Source organism: Sphingomonas oligophenolica (assembly GCF_039522915.1).
Classification (GTDB): domain Bacteria; phylum Pseudomonadota; class Alphaproteobacteria; order Sphingomonadales; family Sphingomonadaceae; genus Sphingomonas; species Sphingomonas oligophenolica.
In genome coordinates this window covers 92,703-107,773 of sequence record NZ_BAAAEH010000060.1, presented here as the reverse complement: position 1 = coordinate 107,773, position 15,071 = coordinate 92,703, and the positions used below count along the sequence as shown (strand labels likewise).

Genomic DNA, 15,071 nt, shown 5'->3' with positions numbered 1-15,071 from the left:
TCTGCTGGTCGAGGGAGACAATCTGGACGCGCTTAAAGCGATTCTTCTCCTATGATTGCAAGTGTTTGGCTTCTTGCCATGTGGATTCCCGCTCACCTTCTGGATGGTCGAGTACCTGCCAGCCTCTCATCTTTGCTTCCATCGCTGTTCGTCATGTGCTCATTGCACATAATTACCCGAAATGGTGTTACGGCGGCGATCTTGCCGGTACAATTTGCGATTTCGTCCAAGTTGAAAAAAGGTCCACCGTGAGGCGGACGAAGGGGGCAAATCATGGGAAAGCAGAACACGATAATTTGTGCACTACTGACTGTTCTGGCGGGGTGTAGTTCCAACTCACCCAAGGAAGAGGATGCGCTCTTAGCGGGTACGGGCATTAGACAGGCCGTTGACGATCGATTATTCGTGGGGATGGGCAACCCAGGTTTTCTCGCAATGCCTGGGGATAAGGAAAAGCTATCGGCGCTTATTCAAGCGGGCTTCATTTCCGTCGTTCCAGTTCCTGACGGTGCTCCATGGTGGCGCTTGCAGGTGCAACATGCAAACGGTCCGCAATCTGATTATCTACCGTTCTCGCTTGGCGCTCGAACGATTATAGGAAAGCATGATCAAAAATCCTGGAGCGAGGGGTCGGTTTCATATTTTGCGGAGACTGTGGATTACACACTCACCCTGAATCCTGAACTTAAAACCAGCTCAACAACTCTCGGTCCCTTTAGCATTCGCTTGGTGCTAGTTAATCAACCCGCAGTCGGTAGCTGGCAAATTGATTCTCAAAGTGACCTTAGCTCGCTTCAGCGTGACAAGGCAGCGCTGGAGTCCGCGCTTGAGGTAGGCGGCTCCGCTGCTCTGGACGCCGCGATCTCAGTTGCATCGAAACAGGCGAGCGACATGCTTGGACAGCAGATTCAGCGTGCTGCGGGGCTAGAGGCGATCGATGGCCAAGGGATTGTAAGGAAGCCGGGAGCACGCCTAGCCTTTTATATCCCCGACAACGAACTTTCCAACGGAACGACATTTGGAATGGCCAAATCGACGTGCAATAACGTGAAGGCTGGTGGCTTAAATTGGCATTTGGCCACTGCGACTGAATCACCAGCAGTCCTATCTTTGAACCGAGGTAACCTTATAATAGATTCACCGACTTCATCAATCTGGAAAGGACGTTTGGCCGGGGTTTCAGTTCTGATCGTCGACTCTTTCGGTTTTATTGGGCGGCAGCAAGTCGAAAGCAATCTGCCCGGATCGGAACCAATATCTACACGGTGGAAATACACAATAGCCATATCCCCCGATGGATCCGCAAAGTGGAATTCAGAAGCTCCAAGCAACTACGGACTGGCGCTCGATCAAGTCCCCGTCGCTTGGAACAATAACGCGGGTCAGACCGGCCGAAAGCCTCTGTGCGCAGCGAATTCTTCCGGAACCGTACCTGTCGCAAAAGCGACATCCGCCGCGCAGACCTCCGCTGGCAGCGCTGCTTCTGGCACCAATATGAAGGTCGCGACGGTAAGTACGAAAGCGAGCGGTAGTAGCTCGGTGTCGGGTGGGAAGTGCGAACATCTTGTTAATCCCGGCGAATATGCTATTATCGCTCGCAGGAAATCTGTCAAACCGCAAGCATATGATGTTGCCGTCAGTGCAGACAATAGGATAATGTGGATGGCATCGGCAATTGATATGAATACTCTTCAGCAATACTTAAAACTAGCCACGTCGGTAACGCCGAAGCCTTATTTTGTATTATTTGTAAATAAAAGTAGCTCAGCGTCTGTGGCAGAACGTGTCAGGAGTGCGATCGTGGCGTCAGGCGCTTGTTAGCGCTGGAAGGTGCAAAAAAATTCTGGTTTCGGCTCAGAGGCATAGCATGTCGGTTGTCGTGACGAAGCGTCGAACAACCGTGCGGGATTACCACACCACCGGCATAGCTTCCGCCCAACAATCTACTCAGTAAGCCGCGTTGCCCATGACGACCGTGCCAAGAAAGGCCGGGTGGGCAAAAAGAGTCCTGTGGTCATAAATGCATTTTCTGCCTGCTATCACTATACCCCCCGGAACAAGTCCGGGTGACGTCCGCTTTTGGCGGAGCGCATGGCCGTTGTTCCTGCTCACCGCCACGCCGGCCTGGGCGCAGGCCACCCCCGATGGCCTTCATGTCGCCGGCTCGATGCGGCTGCGCTACGAGACGATCGACGGGCAGGTTCGCCCTGGCTTCAACGCAAGCGATGCGCTGATCGACCTGCGCACGATCCTCGCCGCGACCTGGAAGGCCGGGCCGATCCGGATCGGCGGCGAGCTTCACGACAGCCGGTCCTGGCTCGCCAACAACGGCACGCCGCTCTCGACCAACGAGGTCAACGCGGTCGAGCCGGTCCAGGCCTGGATCGCGGCCGATATCGCGCGGCCCTTCGGCCCCGGCACGACGCTTGCGCTGCAGGGCGGGCGGTTCTCGCTCAATATCGGCTCGCGCCGGCTGGTCGCGAGCGACGATTATCGCAACACGACCAACGGCTATACGGGCCTGCGCGCCGATCTCGGGCTTCACCGGGTGAAGGCGAGCCTGTTCTATGTGCTGCCGCTGACGCGCCTGCCCGACGACCTGCCGTCGCTGCGCGCCAACCGGATCAGGCTCGATCGCGAGAATTTCGATCATGTGCTGTGGGGCGGCGTCGCCTCCTGGCGGCGGAGGCCGGGCGCCACGATGGCCGAGATCGGCTTCATCCATTTCGGCGAGCGCGATGCGCCCGGCCGGCCGACGCGCAACCGATCGCTCAACAGCGTGACCGCGCGGGCGATCAGCGAGCCCTGCGCCGGCGCGGTCGATTACGAGGTGGAGGGCATCTACCAGTCAGGCCGGATCAGCGCCGACCTCAGCCCCGGCGCGGCGCGGCTACCGGTGAGCGCCTGGTTCGGCCGGGCGGAGATCGGCTATACGCTCGGCGGCGGATGGAAGCCGCGCCTGTCGGCCCAGTTCGACATCGCCTCGGGGGATCGGCCGGGCGGAACCTATACGCGCTTCGACACGCTGTACGGGATGCGCCGCGCCGATCTCGGGCCGGTCGGGATCTACAATGTGGTCGCGCGGACCAATGTGGTGACGCCGGGCCTGCGCCTCGAGGCGGCGCCGGGCAAGAGGATCGACCTGATGGTCAATTATCGCCTGCTCTGGCTCGCGGCGGCGCGGGACAGCTTCGCCGGGACGGGCGTGCGCGATGCGTCGGGCGGCTCGGGCAGCTTCGCCGGCCGGCAGCTCGACGCGCGGGTCCGCACCTGGATCGTGCCGCAGCGGCTGCGCTTCGAGGTCGATGGCGAATGGCTCGCCAAGGGGCGGTTCCTGCGCGACGCGCCCAACGCGCCGCGGGACGGGGACACGACCTATCTCTCGTTCAACCTGACGGCGAGTTTCTGAGCGTGAGAGCCGCCTGGCCGATCCTGTTGCTGCTCGCCGGCACCGCCTCCTGCGGCGGCGCGCCCGCGCCGGCCGCGCCGCTGGTGCTGGAACGGACGATCCCGCTTCCCGAGGTTTCGGGCCGGATCGATCATCTCGCGATCGACCTTGCCGGGAACCGGCTGTTCGTCGCCGAGGTGGGCAATGGCAGCGTCGATGCGGTCGACCTGAAGACGGGCGCCGTCGTTCGCCGGATATCGGGGTTGAAGGAGCCGCAAGGCGTCGCCTGGCTGGCCGATCGCGGCGAGCTGGCGGTGGCGAGCGGCGGAGACGGGACGGTGCGCTTCTATCGCGGTGCCGATCTCGCGCCGGCCGGCGTGCTGGCGCTAGGCGACGATGCCGACAATCTGCGCGTCGATCCGCGCAATGGCCGGCTGGTGGTCGGCTATGGATCGGGCGCGCTGGCGGTGATCGACCCGGCGACGCACGCCGTTGTTTCGCGGTTGATGCTGCCCGGCCATCCCGAAGGGTTCAGGCTGATCGGAGACCGGGTGCTGGTCAATGTTCCGGACAAAAGGCGCATCATCGCCGGCACGCTCGCGACCGGCGCGGTGACGGCCGACTGGCGCGCGACGCACCGGCTCAATTTCCCGATGGCGATCGACCCGGCGACGAAGACCGCGGCGATCGCCTATCGCTGGCCGGCGCGGCTGGTGACGCTGAATGTCGAGAGCGGGGCGATCGGCACCGACCTGCCGGCCTGCGGCGATGCCGACGACGTGTTCTTCGATCTACCCCGGCACCGGATCATGCTGAGTTGCGGATCAGGGGCGATCGAGGTGTTCGGGGCGGGGGCGGGCGGCTATCGCTCGCTCGGCGTGACCGGGACGCGCCCCGGCGCCCGCACGGCGCTGTTCGTGCCGGAGCGCGACCGGCTCTACCTCGCGGTACGCGCCGCGGGCGGATCGGGTGCCGAGATCAGGGTCTATCGACCGCTGCCCTGAGCCTGTCCCTCAAGCAACGCGGCCAGTTTGGCCAGCGATTGCCGGGTGCCGGTCTCATTGTCCTCGGGCCGGATGCCCGGGGGCAGGCCGTCGAACGCGATGGTGACGTTCGTGCTCTCGTCCAGATCCTCGAAGCTGGTGGTGATCGTCATGGCGCCGGCATAGCCCGGATCGGCTGAATCGAACGCGACGACTTCGACGATCTTCGTGTCGGGCACGAGCTCGACAAAGCGGCCGGTGAAGCTGTCGCTGTCGCGGGTCGTCTTGCCCTTACCGCCTCTCGGGTCGCGATAGGTGAGCGTCATGCGATAGCCGCCGCCGACGCGCGGATCGAAATGCTGCACCGTGGCGGTCATCCGGTCGGGCACCCGCCAGGCGGCGAGCGAGACCGGATCGAGACACGCGGCATAGACCCTGGCGCGGGGCGCCTTGATGATCCGTGAGACCTGCATGGGGCTATAACGCGTCAGCGCGCCAGACGTTCGATGATCGGGCAATCGGGGCGATCGTCGCCATGGCAGCGGGCGGCGAGATCCTCGAGCGTGGCGCGCATCGCCTCGAGCGCGGCCGCCTTGCGGCCGAGCTCGGCGGCGCGCGCGGTGGCGAGCGCGCGGACCTCGGCGCTCGAGCGGGCCGCATTGCCCCACAGCCCGAGCAGATCGGCGATTTCGCTGACCGGGAAGCCGAGATCGCGCGCATTGGCGATGAAGCGCAGGCGGTGGACGTCAGTCTCGGCATAGTCGCGATAGCCGCCGGCGCGGCGCGGCGGGGCCGGGATCAGCCCGATCTTCTCGTAGTGGCGGATCATCCGCTGCGAGACGCCGCTCGCCGCCGAGGCCTGGCCGATGTTCACAGCTTCACCGCGTTGAGGCGAAGCGCGTTGGTGACGACGGTGAAGCTCGACAGCGCCATCGCGGCACCCGCGATCATCGGCGACAGGGTGATGCCGAGGAACGGGTAAAGCACGCCCGCCGCCACGGGCACGCCGACGCCGTTGAAGACGAAGGAGAAGAAGAGGTTCTGCCGGATGTTGCGCATCGTCGCCCGGGCCAGTTTCCGCGCCCGGACGATCGCCGAGAGATCGCCCTTGGTCAATGTCATGCCCGCGCTTTCCATCGCGACATCAGTGCCGGTGCCCATCGCGATGCCGACATCGGCGGCGGCGAGCGCGGGGGCGTCATTGACGCCGTCGCCGGCCATCGCGACCTTCGCGCCCTGCGCTTTCAGCTCGCCGACGATACGGGCCTTGTCCTCGGGCTTGAGGCCGGCATGGACCGAATCGATGCCGCCGACCGCCGCGGCGACGGCCTGGGCCGTGGTCCGGTTGTCGCCGGTGAGCATGACGATGCGCAGGCCGTCGGCCTTCAGCGCGACGATGGCGTCATGGGCGGTGTCGCGGACCGGGTCGGCGACCGCGAGCAGGCCGGCGAGCCTGCCGTCGACCGCCACCAGCATCACGCCGGCGCCCGCGCGGCGATGCGCCTCGGCGCTGGCGTCGAGCGGGGCCGGATCGGCGCCGAGCGCCTGCATCATCGCTGCGTTGCCGATCGCGACCCTGCGGCCTGAAATACGGGCCGAGACGCCGCTGCCGGTCTCGGAGGCGAAGTCCTCGACCGGGGCGAGGGCAAGGCCGCGATCGGCCGCGCCCTTCACCACTGCCTGGGCGAGGGGATGTTCGGAACGCCCCTCAACCGCCGCCGCCAGGGCGAGCAGGTCATTCTCCCCGAAGCCGGGCAGCGCCTCGACCGCGACGAGGCTTGGGTGGCCGAGGGTCAGCGTGCCGGTCTTGTCGATGACGAGGGTGTCGACGCCCTCGAACGCCTGGAGCGCCTCGGCATTCTTGATCAGCACGCCGGCGCGCGCGCCGCGCCCGGTGCCGACCATGATCGACATCGGCGTGGCGAGGCCGAGCGCGCAGGGGCAGGCGATGATCAGCACCGCGATGGCATTGAGCAGGGCGTGGCCGAAGCGCGGTTGGGGCCCGGCGATGTTCCAGACGATGAAGGTGACGACCGCGATGCCGACCACCAGCGGCACGAACCAGCCCGAGATCCGGTCAGCCACTGCCTGGATCGGCGCGCGGCTGCGCTGCGCATCGGCGACCATGCGGACGATCCGGGCGAGCACGGTGTCGGCACCGACCGCGCGCGCCTCGATCACCAGGCTGCCGGTCGCGTTGACGGTGCCGCCGGTGACCATGTCGCCCGGGGCCTTGAGGACGGGAGCGGGCTCGCCCGTGAGCATTGCCTCGTCGACCGGCGAGCGGCCCTCGACCACGACGCCGTCGACCGGGATCGCCTCGCCGGGGCGCACGCGGAGGCGATCCGAGGCCATCACCTCGGCGAGGGGCACTTCCTGCTCGCTGCCGTCGGCGGCGAGGCGGCGCGCTGTCCTGGGCGCGAGGTTCATCAGGGCGCGGATGGCGCGGCCGGTGGCGGCGCGGGCGCGCAGTTCGAGCAACTGGCCGAGCAGGACGAGCGTGACCACCACGCCGGCGGCTTCATAATAGACCGGGACGACGCCGTGCATCCGGAACGACATCGGGAACAGGCCGGGCGCGACGGTGGCGACCAGGCTGTAGGCGAAGGCAGCGCCGACGCCGATCGAGACCAGGGTGAACATGTTGAGATGGCGCGTGAGGATCGAGGTCCAACCGCGTTGAAAGAAGGGCCATCCCGCCCAGAGAACGATCGGCGCGGTAAGGGCGAGCTGGGCCCAGGGCGAGATGGCGGGGGGCAGGACGTGAAGGCCGAGCATCTCGGCGATCATCGAAATGGCGAGCAAGGGCACGCTGAGCACCGCGGCGACCCGGAAGCGGCGGGTGAAATCGACCAGCTCGGGATTGGGACCGTCATCGAGCGAAGGCGCCTCGGGCTCGAGCGCCATGCCGCAGATCGGGCAGCTGCCGGGGCCGTCGCGGCGGATCTGGGGGTGCATCGGACACGTCCAGACCGCGCCCGGTGCAGCTTCGACGGGCGGGCTCTTGGTGTGGCTATGGCCTGCGTGACAGGCGGAATGGGTGTGCGTTTCAGTCATGCGTGCCTCCAACGCAGAGGCACATGGGGTCTGACATCATGTCAGAGTCAAGGGGTGGCTTGTGGATGCCGCGGCGAATCCGGGGCCGGGCTACAGGCCGAAGAAGCCTACGGAACCCAGCGCGAGCAAAAGCGCCGCGGCTTGTGCGGTGAGCAGTCCGATAACGGGGCGACTCCGTTTCCAGTCCGCCGTCCATAAAAATACCGCCGCTATGGGCAGCTCCAGGCAGATCAACAGCTGAAAGAGATGCGCCGCCGCGCCTTCGTCGGCCAGGTTGCGTTCCCAACCCGTGCCTGCAGAGAACAGCACCAGGCCGAATGCGGCCAACGACATCAGGATCGGGGCAAATCCACTGATCCCGTTGATGGATTCCCGCGTCATCATTGCCTGCTCCACGGATGAATGGACCCGTAGCGATCCTACCGGCCCGCGCCCCTCGGTCACGTGGGGATCATATGCGTTTTTCGTGCAGCGGCGATGCAGGATGCGATGGGTGAGCATGGGCGCCCCTCACCCGGCGAACGCCCATCGCAACGTCCGTGCCAGCCCGAACGTGCCGGCATGGACGATCGGGCGGGTGAGGGTCGAACCCGACAGGCCGTGCATGCGGCGTGCCCAGGGCGGGAGCAGGTCAATCGCCGCCTGGAAGGTGATCGCCTGGATCGGGGCGGCCGAGAGATTCGGTGCGCCTTGCGCGAGGAGCAGGCGGGCGACCTCGCGGGTGCGGTCGTCGACCGCCAGTGCGGGGCGCATCGTGGCGATGAGTGCGGCGGCTTCGGCGCGGCTGCGCGGCACGGGATCGGCGCCGAGTGCCTCGGCGATCTGCGCGACCTCGGCGAAATAGCGATCCTGGTCGGCGCCCGGCATGCCGGGCTCGCCATAACGGATCCAGGCGGCGAGGAAGCTGCTTGCCTCGGTAACATGGACCCAGGCGAGGAGGGCCGGATCATCGGCGCGATAGGGCGTGCCGTCGGGCAGGGTGCCCGTCACCTGGTGGTGGATCGAGCGGACCCGGGCAATGGCGGCTTCGGCCTCGTCGCGGCCGCCATAGCTGGTCGTCGCGATGAAGCGCGCGGTGCGGCGCAGGCGGCCGAGCATGTCCTCGCGGAAATTCGAGTGATCCCAGACGCCGGCGAGCACGGCGGGGTGGAGCATCTGGAGCAGCAACGCGGATACGCCGCCGACCATCATCGTCGTGACGTCGCCGTGCACCCGCCAGGTGACCGAGCGCGGGCCGAACAGGCCGTCGAGCTGGCGCACCACCGGTTTCTCGCCCCGCGCGCGATCGTTGAAGACGGCGCGGACGCGGCCGACGATGGCGCGCTTCGCCTGGGTGGCGAGGGCCTTGGCGGGCGAGGGTGGGGATGGGGACATTGGAGGACCATAGCGCAGAACGGGCGGTTCGCCGAAACCGTTCCGCATTGCATCGGCGGTGAAGTTGACGACCACGGTGTTGCGGTCGTCGCCGATCCGGTGGAGACTGGGCCAGGCATTCGGGGAGCAGGACAGGATGATCAGGGCCGCGATGACGTTGGTGGCGTTGCTGTATCCGGTTGCGGCGCAGGCGCAGAGCGTGCCGCCCCCCGCGCCCCCGGCACCCCCATCGTCCGCGACGCCGCCAATTTCTGCCGTGCCGGTGCAGGCTTACGCACGCGACGCGCCGATCTTTCCGATCGGGCCGATCGGCACCTGGGAGGCCGATCGGGACGTGGCCGGCTCCTGCGCCGTCTCGCGCAATTACGGCAGCGCCGAGCGGCCGGTGACGGTGACGATCCTGTCCGGCGGGGCAGCGCAAACGCTGGGGATCTATGTCGTTTCCGGGGCGACAGGCGCAGAACCGGGCAGCGGCAAGGGCGCGGTGGTCCTCGCGCCGGGGGCGACCACCGTCAGCGATTATTCGAGCTTCGACGTGCCCGTGCGCGACCAGCATTTCACCGTGATGTTTGTCGATCGCGCTGCCTTTGACGGACTGGCGACAGCGCGCGCACTGACGATCCGGGGCGACCGGACCACGACGATCGCCGCTGCCGATATGAAGGCGGCGATCGATATGAACGACCGCTGCCTGGTGGCGCTCTATCAATCCTGGGGGATCGACCCGGCGCGGTTCGGCCGTGGCAAGCCGGCGCCGACACCGGTTGGCGGCAACCCTGGCTATTGGTTCGACGCCGATGACTATCCGCCGGCGGCGCGGAGAGCCGGGATTCAGGGACGGGTGGTGATGGTTTTGGACGTCGCCGAGGACGGGCTGATCAAGGCCTGCCGGGTCGTCGTGAGCGCCGGCGCCGACCTCGACGCAGTCTCCTGCCAGAGCGTCATGAAGCGCGGCAGCTTCACGCCAGCGAAGGATGCACAAGGGAAGCCGGTCGCCTCCTGGGCAATCATTCCAGTGCGCTGGTCGCTGCAGCAATGACACCGCTAGACCTGATTTTCCCAAGGCTGATCGGGTCGGACCCCCTCACTGTGATTGACTCGCGCGGCCAGCGCAAATTTATGGCGCGTCGACGCCGGGCGTGAAGCCGCTGATGATCCGCCTCACCGGCGTCGCAACGCCGTGGTGGATAGTGATCAACCCAGCGCTCGGCTTTGGCGAGACCTATATGGACGGCTGACGATCGAGGACGGCGATATCCGCGATACGGCGCCACCCCGGTCCAAGACCCGGGAAAGAACCATGTTCAGGAAAAAAGGGGTTACTGCCCGACGAATGTCGAAGCTGCCCCCGAAGCTGCCAGGGCCTGCCAGCCGGCGAGGCCGAACAGCATGAGCGAAAGCGCGGCGGAGCAGCCGAGCAGCACATAGCCGCAATATTCGAGCATCGGCGGATTGGCGCGCTGCAGCTTGCGGTTGCGCTCGGCGCCGGAGAGCACGAAGCTGGCCAACAGGCCATAGGTGAAGAAAATCGTCTCGAACATTACATGCCGTCCCGCCCATTTGCACGGGTCCCCCGACCCAATGCCTGCGCGAACAATCATAACCGCGTCGCTCCATCAAGATATTGCTGCAGTGCAGCGCGACGAGGCGCATCGGGTGCGCGATGGATCGAGGCAGGCCGGATGTGCGACGAGCGGCGCATCGCAACGGGTGATTTTTGCGGGTTGAACCATGGGGGGCGGCATGTTTAAGGCCCGCCATGCCCAATGATAACAGTAACCGGATGCTCGCGCTGTGTATCGCGCTCATCCGCCAACGCCTGAACGACGATCTGATGATCGACACGATGCTGGAAGACGGCTCGATGGTGATCAAGGCGAAGAGCAGCGGCATGCTGCGCCGCGACCACAGCAAGGATTTCCGCAGCGACCTGCGCCGCCGCATCCGCGAGGCGCAGGAGTTGCTCGAACGCGCCGGCTTCGCGCTCTCCGACGAGGCGCTGGTCGACGCGCTCGAGCAAAGCGCCGGCCTGGCGAGCGACGTGAAGGCACTATGGGCCGAGATCAGGCTGCGCGGGCTGGCTGACTGAGCGTTTCCGGTCGACCGGGCGTGGCCGCCGGCGCGTGCTCGCGCGGCAAACGCTGCCGGCACTGCGCAACAGCTTGCGACCGCCCGCGCGGCGGGCTAGCCTCGCGCGATGAGCAGGAAAACCGAAGGAGCGGTCGGCACCGCGACTCGCGTTCTCGCCGGCGACGACGGGACAAATTACGACCGTGTGGCGATCGCCTTCCACTGGACGACCGTCCTGCTGGTGCTCGTCCAGTTCCTGCTCGCGCAGCTCTGGGATCTCTTCGGCAAGCCGACGCACCATCTGATGGTGGTCGCGCATATGTCGTTCGGCATCCTGCTCGCGGTGGTGATCGTCGGGCGGCTCGTCTGGCGGCTGATGCCCGGGCATCAGGTGCCGGTGATCGTTTCCGGCTGGGTCGGGCTCGCCTCCAAGGCAGTCCATTACCTTCTCTATGCCCTGCTTGCCGCGCAGGCGGTGCTCGGCTTCGTGCTGCGCTGGGCCGGCGGCGAGGATATGAGCTTTTTCGGATTGCTCATCCCATCCCCCTTCGCGCCGTGGAGCCGGGCAGCGCATCACCAGGTCGGCGAGCTGCACGAGAATGTCGGATGGGCGATCATCATCATCGCAGCCGCGCATGGGGCGGCTGCTTTGTATCACCATTATGTCCTGAAGGACCGGGTGCTGCTGCGCATGCTGCCGGGCCATGGGGGCGGGTGAGGCGCTGGTCGCGGGCGGAGTGATGGTCCGAACCACCGTCCTGGAATTTCCCCGATCAAATTCGACATCCATCACAGGTGACCGCGCCGATTACTGATGGTAGCGCTCCCACAAACAAGGTGGAGAGGGCGATGCGAGCGATTTTTGCGGGGATGGCGGCAGCGGCATTGGCGCTTGGCGGTCCGGCGACGGCCGACACGCCGGGCAACGGCACCGGGGCCTATGCCACCGGAACCTACCGAAACCTGTTCGCTGAACAGCTCGGGGTCAGCGCGGCCGAGGCGCATGCCAGGGTGGAGCGCGGCTTCCAGCAGCTTTTCCACGGCGACGGGCAGGAGCAGCGCGTCTATTTCGAGACCGGCGCCAATGCCAACGGCACGCTCGCCTATGTCACTGACTGGGCGAACAACGACGTCCGCACCGAAGGCATGAGCTACGGCATGATGATCGCGGTGCAGCTCGGCCACCGGCGCGAGTTCGATGCGCTGTGGAACTGGTCAAAGACCTTTATGCAGGTCACTGATCCGAAGGATCCTTCGGTCGGCTATTTCGCCTGGTCGTTCAGCACCGACGGCACGCCGCGCGCCACCGGCGCCGCGCCGGACGGGGAAGAATATTATGCCATGGCGCTGCTGTTCGCGGCGCACCGCTGGGGCAACGGCAAGGGAATCTACAATTACCAGGCCGAAGCCGGGAAGATCCTGCGCGGCATGCGCCATCACCCGCTGCTGACGGGCACGCCGCCCTTCCGCATCCATCCGGGCGACGCGCCCTTCGTCCAGCCCGATACACCCTGGCCGAGCCCCAACAATCGCCGCGAGGCGGCGGAGGCAGCGGCGCTCGGCAAGCCCTGGCCGCCGGTGTTCCGCGGCGATCGAACGCCGCGCCCGGTGACGGTCGGGCCGATGGTGGACGAGGCCTCGACGATGATCCGCTTCGTGCCGGAGACGAGCATTCCCGGCACTGATCCTTCCTATCACCTGCCCGCCTTTTACGAGCTCTGGGCGCGCTGGGGCCCGGTCGAGGACCGCGCTTTCTGGGCGAGGGCGGCGACCGTCAGCCGCGACTTCTTCTCGCGGGTGAGCGACCGGCATACGGGCCTTGCGCCCGATCGCAGCAATTTCGACGGCACGCCCGCGACGGGCTGGGACGGCAAGCCCTCGCAATTCGGCTATGACAGCTGGAGGACGATTTCCAACTGGTCGGTCGATCATCTCTGGTGGGGCAAGGACAAAAGGGAGCGCGGCCTGAGCGACAGGGTTCAGCATTTCCTGGCGGGCCAGGGCATCCAGAGCTTTGTCGACCGCTATACGCTCGACGGCACGCCGCTCTCGACCCGCCATTCAGCGGGGATGGTCGCGGCGGCGGCGGTCGGCGGGCTCGCGGCGACGCCGGGCGAGGATTCGAAGGCTCTGTTGCGGGCGCTGTGGACCATGCCGGTGCCGTCGGGCGAGCAGCGCTATTTCGACGGCATGCTCTACCTGATGAGCATGATGCATTGCGCGGGCGACTTCCGCATCATCGGGCCGAAAAGCGGCGGGTAGCTGCGCTGACGCCGGGGCGTGCTCGATCGTTCGGCCCATCCCATCCGGGTCGGGTGCATCGATTCCGCCGGTGAACCGTTCAGGCAATGCGGCGCAGCTTTGCTGCCGGGCGAGGGACTGATTTATGAGCACGGACAGGATTATCGGCGAAGGTCGCGAGCTGGGCGGCAAGATCGAGGAAGGAATCGGCAAGGCGACGGGCGATACCGCCTTGCAGGGCAGCGGGATTGCCGATCAGATCGGCGGCCAGCTGCAAAAGACGCTCGGCGACGCGAAGGACAGAGCCGGGCCGCTCGTCGAGCAGGCGAAGCAATTCGCGCGGGACCGGCCCTGGGCGACGGCAGCCCTGCTCGGCACGATCGGCCTTGCGCTGATCAACACGCTGCGGGGCAAATCAGCGCGGAAATAAGCCGGCGCGCGGCTGGTTTTCCGGGCACGCTCCGTGAACTTTAGTCGATGACCTCGACCAGGCGGAGCCAGAGCTGCTGGTCGAAATCGGGGTCCTTCGCCGCGGCGCCCATCCGTACGACGATCAGTTTCCGGCTCCGGACGACATAGAGCCGGCGTTCGAGCGCACCGAGGGCGCCAACCAGATCGGCAGGCGCGGCCGGGATCAACGGCCCGGCCAGGCGGGCGCCTGTCGCCCGGATCGTGTAGGCGCTGCCGTTCAGCCACCACAGCCTGCCATAAGCGGGATTGGTGGCCGAAGGGGTGAACATCGCCTCGAGGCCGGCCGCCGACACGATGCGCTGGCCGTTGGCGGCAAGCCCGCCGCTCAGGACGATCATGCCGAACGCGGCCGTGTCGCGCGGCGAGGTGACCAGGCCGATATTGTTGCCGACATCCGGCATGGCGGCAGGCCGTTTGCGCCATTCGGTATCCTTCATGCCGGCCGGACCGGTCAGCCAGTCGCGCGTGATCTGCTCGAGCGGTTGCCCGGCCGCCGCGGCCACGATGCGCTTGGTGATGGCATAGACAGGCGTATTGTAGAGGAAGACGGTGCCGGGGGGCGCCGCATAGCCGAATGTCGGGTTGAGGCCCGAACTCATCGTCAGCACATCGATGACGCGGATCTTCGCTTCCTGCTCGGGCGACGCTTTCGACCAGCCGGCGCCGATATAAGCGGAGACCGGCTTCGCGATATCGAGCATGCCCTTGTCGATCGCGATCGCGGCGAGCATCGAGACGAAGCTTTTCTGCTGGGAGGCGACATCCTCGAGCAGCGCGCCATCCTTGTTACGTTCATAAGCGAGCATGGCGAAAAGCGGATCGTCGGCGGGCGCCGGCCAATTCTCCTCGACCAATGTCTTGCCGTCCCGGATGATCAGGAAGCCGGTGGTGTTCTGCGCCCGGGCATAATCGAGCAGACCGGCCATCGCGGCCGACTGAGCCAAGGGCCGGGGCGCCGGCGCCGATTGTGCCGGCACGGGCGTGGCGGGCGCCGGCGCAGCGACGGAGAGGGCGCTGAGGGCGAGCAGCCATGGAAGTCGCGGACGACCCATTGTTTCTTTCTCCGACTGGTTCGGGCGCCCGAAGGGTGCGAACGCCGCGGACAAATGCACCGTCACCGACATCCCGCCGGCGTCACTGACTGGGCGCGATCGTCCTCAGCTTGAAGGCAGTGATCTTGGTTCCATAGGCGCATCTGAACGACCGGCGATCCTTGCCTTCGCCGACGGTGCCCCAGACCATGATCTTGCTCGAGCTCTGGTGCTCGACATCGATGATGTGCACGGCTCCATAGGGTTGGGCGCGGGCGGTGCAGGCTTCCCTTGCCGCGGACCCATAGCCTTCGTTGTTCACCGGCTTTCCCCGGACGCCATCGACGGCCATCCCGGCGGCACTGGCGGCGAGCATGGGGACGCAGCCGCCAAGCGCGATCGCGCTACCGGCCATCAGCCCTGCGACAAAAATGCGTATCATCGCCTATCTCCCCT

General features: G+C 66.2%; 16 protein-coding genes. 8 read left to right on the top strand and 8 right to left on the bottom strand.

Annotated features, from left to right (window positions below):
- Positions 1-273: 273 nt before the first annotated feature.
- From ABD050_RS26615 to ABD050_RS26605, 3 genes are all read left to right on the top strand, one after another.
- A complete protein-coding gene (locus tag ABD050_RS26615) occupies positions 274-1,821 on the top strand; it encodes a hypothetical protein (protein ID WP_343892588.1) in 1,548 nt (515 codons plus the stop codon).
- A gap of 277 nt (positions 1,822-2,098) precedes the next feature.
- Positions 2,099-3,409, top strand: a complete 1,311-nt coding sequence (locus tag ABD050_RS26610) for an alginate export family protein (RefSeq protein WP_343892587.1) — start codon at positions 2,099-2,101, stop codon at positions 3,407-3,409.
- 2 nt (positions 3,410-3,411) lie between these two features.
- Positions 3,412-4,392, top strand: a complete 981-nt coding sequence (locus ABD050_RS26605; RefSeq protein ID WP_343892586.1) for a YncE family protein — start codon at positions 3,412-3,414, stop codon at positions 4,390-4,392.
- On the opposite strand, the gene ABD050_RS26600 is transcribed toward ABD050_RS26605, so the two are convergent.
- The 5 genes from ABD050_RS26600 to ABD050_RS26580 all read right to left on the bottom strand — a co-directional run bounded on the left by ABD050_RS26600 (position 4,374) and on the right by ABD050_RS26580 (position 8,802).
- The gene (locus ABD050_RS26600) at positions 4,374-4,844 is read right to left on the bottom strand and encodes an SRPBCC family protein (RefSeq protein ID WP_343892585.1); all 471 of its coding nucleotides are present in this window, start codon (positions 4,842-4,844) and stop codon (positions 4,374-4,376) included. The genes ABD050_RS26605 and ABD050_RS26600 overlap by 19 nt on opposite strands.
- Before the next feature lie 14 nt (positions 4,845-4,858).
- Entirely contained in the window at positions 4,859-5,245 is a 387-nt protein-coding gene (gene cueR / locus ABD050_RS26595) for a Cu(I)-responsive transcriptional regulator (protein WP_343892584.1), read from the bottom strand.
- Entirely contained in the window at positions 5,242-7,428 is a 2,187-nt protein-coding gene (locus ABD050_RS26590; RefSeq protein ID WP_343892582.1) for a copper-transporting P-type ATPase, read from the bottom strand. Before ABD050_RS26590 ends, cueR begins: the two co-directional genes overlap by 4 nt.
- A gap of 90 nt (positions 7,429-7,518) precedes the next feature.
- Positions 7,519-7,929: a hypothetical protein gene (locus ABD050_RS26585; protein WP_343892581.1), complete on the bottom strand. Its 411-nt coding sequence runs from the start codon at positions 7,927-7,929 to the stop codon at positions 7,519-7,521.
- Between the two features lie 9 nt (positions 7,930-7,938).
- Positions 7,939-8,802 (bottom strand): oxygenase MpaB family protein, encoded by an 864-nt coding sequence (locus ABD050_RS26580; RefSeq protein WP_343892580.1) that lies wholly within the window; start codon positions 8,800-8,802, stop codon positions 7,939-7,941.
- A gap of 58 nt (positions 8,803-8,860) precedes the next feature.
- Between ABD050_RS26580 and ABD050_RS26575 the strand changes: the two genes are divergently transcribed.
- Positions 8,861-9,841, top strand: a complete 981-nt coding sequence (locus ABD050_RS26575; protein ID WP_343892579.1) for an energy transducer TonB — start codon at positions 8,861-8,863, stop codon at positions 9,839-9,841.
- Positions 9,842-10,121: 280 nt separating this feature from the next.
- Here ABD050_RS26575 and ABD050_RS26570 read toward each other — a convergent pair whose 3' ends face one another.
- Positions 10,122-10,343, bottom strand: coding sequence for a hypothetical protein (locus ABD050_RS26570; protein ID WP_343892578.1), 222 nt, complete (start codon positions 10,341-10,343; stop codon positions 10,122-10,124).
- A gap of 218 nt (positions 10,344-10,561) precedes the next feature.
- Here ABD050_RS26570 and ABD050_RS26565 point away from each other — a divergent pair, with 218 nt between their 5' ends.
- The 4 genes from ABD050_RS26565 to ABD050_RS26550 all read left to right on the top strand — a co-directional run bounded on the left by ABD050_RS26565 (position 10,562) and on the right by ABD050_RS26550 (position 13,543).
- On the top strand, positions 10,562-10,891 hold the full coding sequence (locus ABD050_RS26565; RefSeq protein ID WP_343892577.1) for a hypothetical protein: 330 nt from the start codon (positions 10,562-10,564) through the stop codon (positions 10,889-10,891).
- 108 nt (positions 10,892-10,999) lie between these two features.
- Positions 11,000-11,590, top strand: coding sequence for a cytochrome b (locus tag ABD050_RS26560; RefSeq protein WP_343892576.1), 591 nt, complete (start codon positions 11,000-11,002; stop codon positions 11,588-11,590).
- Between the two features lie 131 nt (positions 11,591-11,721).
- Positions 11,722-13,134 carry a family 8 glycosyl hydrolase gene (locus ABD050_RS26555; protein ID WP_343892575.1) on the top strand — a complete coding sequence of 471 codons (1,413 nt, stop codon included), beginning with the start codon at positions 11,722-11,724 and terminating at the stop codon, positions 13,132-13,134.
- A 124-nt stretch (positions 13,135-13,258) separates the two neighbouring features.
- Entirely contained in the window at positions 13,259-13,543 is a 285-nt protein-coding gene (locus tag ABD050_RS26550) for a CsbD family protein (RefSeq protein WP_343892574.1), read from the top strand.
- Between the two features lie 40 nt (positions 13,544-13,583).
- On the opposite strand, the gene ABD050_RS26545 is transcribed toward ABD050_RS26550, so the two are convergent.
- Positions 13,584-14,636 (bottom strand): serine hydrolase domain-containing protein, encoded by a 1,053-nt coding sequence (locus ABD050_RS26545; protein ID WP_343892573.1) that lies wholly within the window; start codon positions 14,634-14,636, stop codon positions 13,584-13,586.
- Positions 14,637-14,718: 82 nt separating this feature from the next.
- The gene (locus ABD050_RS26540; protein ID WP_343892572.1) at positions 14,719-15,057 is read right to left on the bottom strand and encodes a hypothetical protein; all 339 of its coding nucleotides are present in this window, start codon (positions 15,055-15,057) and stop codon (positions 14,719-14,721) included.
- Positions 15,058-15,071: the final 14 nt, after the last annotated feature.

Bases quoted from the DNA above. Each gene is read 5' to 3' on its own strand.
- ABD050_RS26585 (WP_343892581.1), bottom strand. From the start codon at position 7,929: ATGCTCACCCATCGCATCCTGCATCGCCGCTGCACGAAAAACGCATAT.
- ABD050_RS26615 (WP_343892588.1), top strand. From the start codon at position 274: ATGGGAAAGCAGAACACGATAATTTGTGCACTACTGACTGTTCTGGCG.
- ABD050_RS26540 (WP_343892572.1), bottom strand. From the start codon at position 15,057: ATGATACGCATTTTTGTCGCAGGGCTGATGGCCGGTAGCGCGATCGCG.
- ABD050_RS26550 (WP_343892574.1), top strand. From the start codon at position 13,259: ATGAGCACGGACAGGATTATCGGCGAAGGTCGCGAGCTGGGCGGCAAG.
- ABD050_RS26570 (WP_343892578.1), bottom strand. From the start codon at position 10,343: ATGTTCGAGACGATTTTCTTCACCTATGGCCTGTTGGCCAGCTTCGTG.
- ABD050_RS26600 (WP_343892585.1), bottom strand. From the start codon at position 4,844: ATGCAGGTCTCACGGATCATCAAGGCGCCCCGCGCCAGGGTCTATGCC.
- ABD050_RS26565 (WP_343892577.1), top strand. From the start codon at position 10,562: ATGCCCAATGATAACAGTAACCGGATGCTCGCGCTGTGTATCGCGCTC.
- ABD050_RS26545 (WP_343892573.1), bottom strand. From the start codon at position 14,636: ATGGGTCGTCCGCGACTTCCATGGCTGCTCGCCCTCAGCGCCCTCTCC.
- ABD050_RS26580 (WP_343892580.1), bottom strand. From the start codon at position 8,802: ATGTCCCCATCCCCACCCTCGCCCGCCAAGGCCCTCGCCACCCAGGCG.
- ABD050_RS26560 (WP_343892576.1), top strand. From the start codon at position 11,000: ATGAGCAGGAAAACCGAAGGAGCGGTCGGCACCGCGACTCGCGTTCTC.
- ABD050_RS26555 (WP_343892575.1), top strand. From the start codon at position 11,722: ATGCGAGCGATTTTTGCGGGGATGGCGGCAGCGGCATTGGCGCTTGGC.
- ABD050_RS26590 (WP_343892582.1), bottom strand. From the start codon at position 7,428: ATGACTGAAACGCACACCCATTCCGCCTGTCACGCAGGCCATAGCCAC.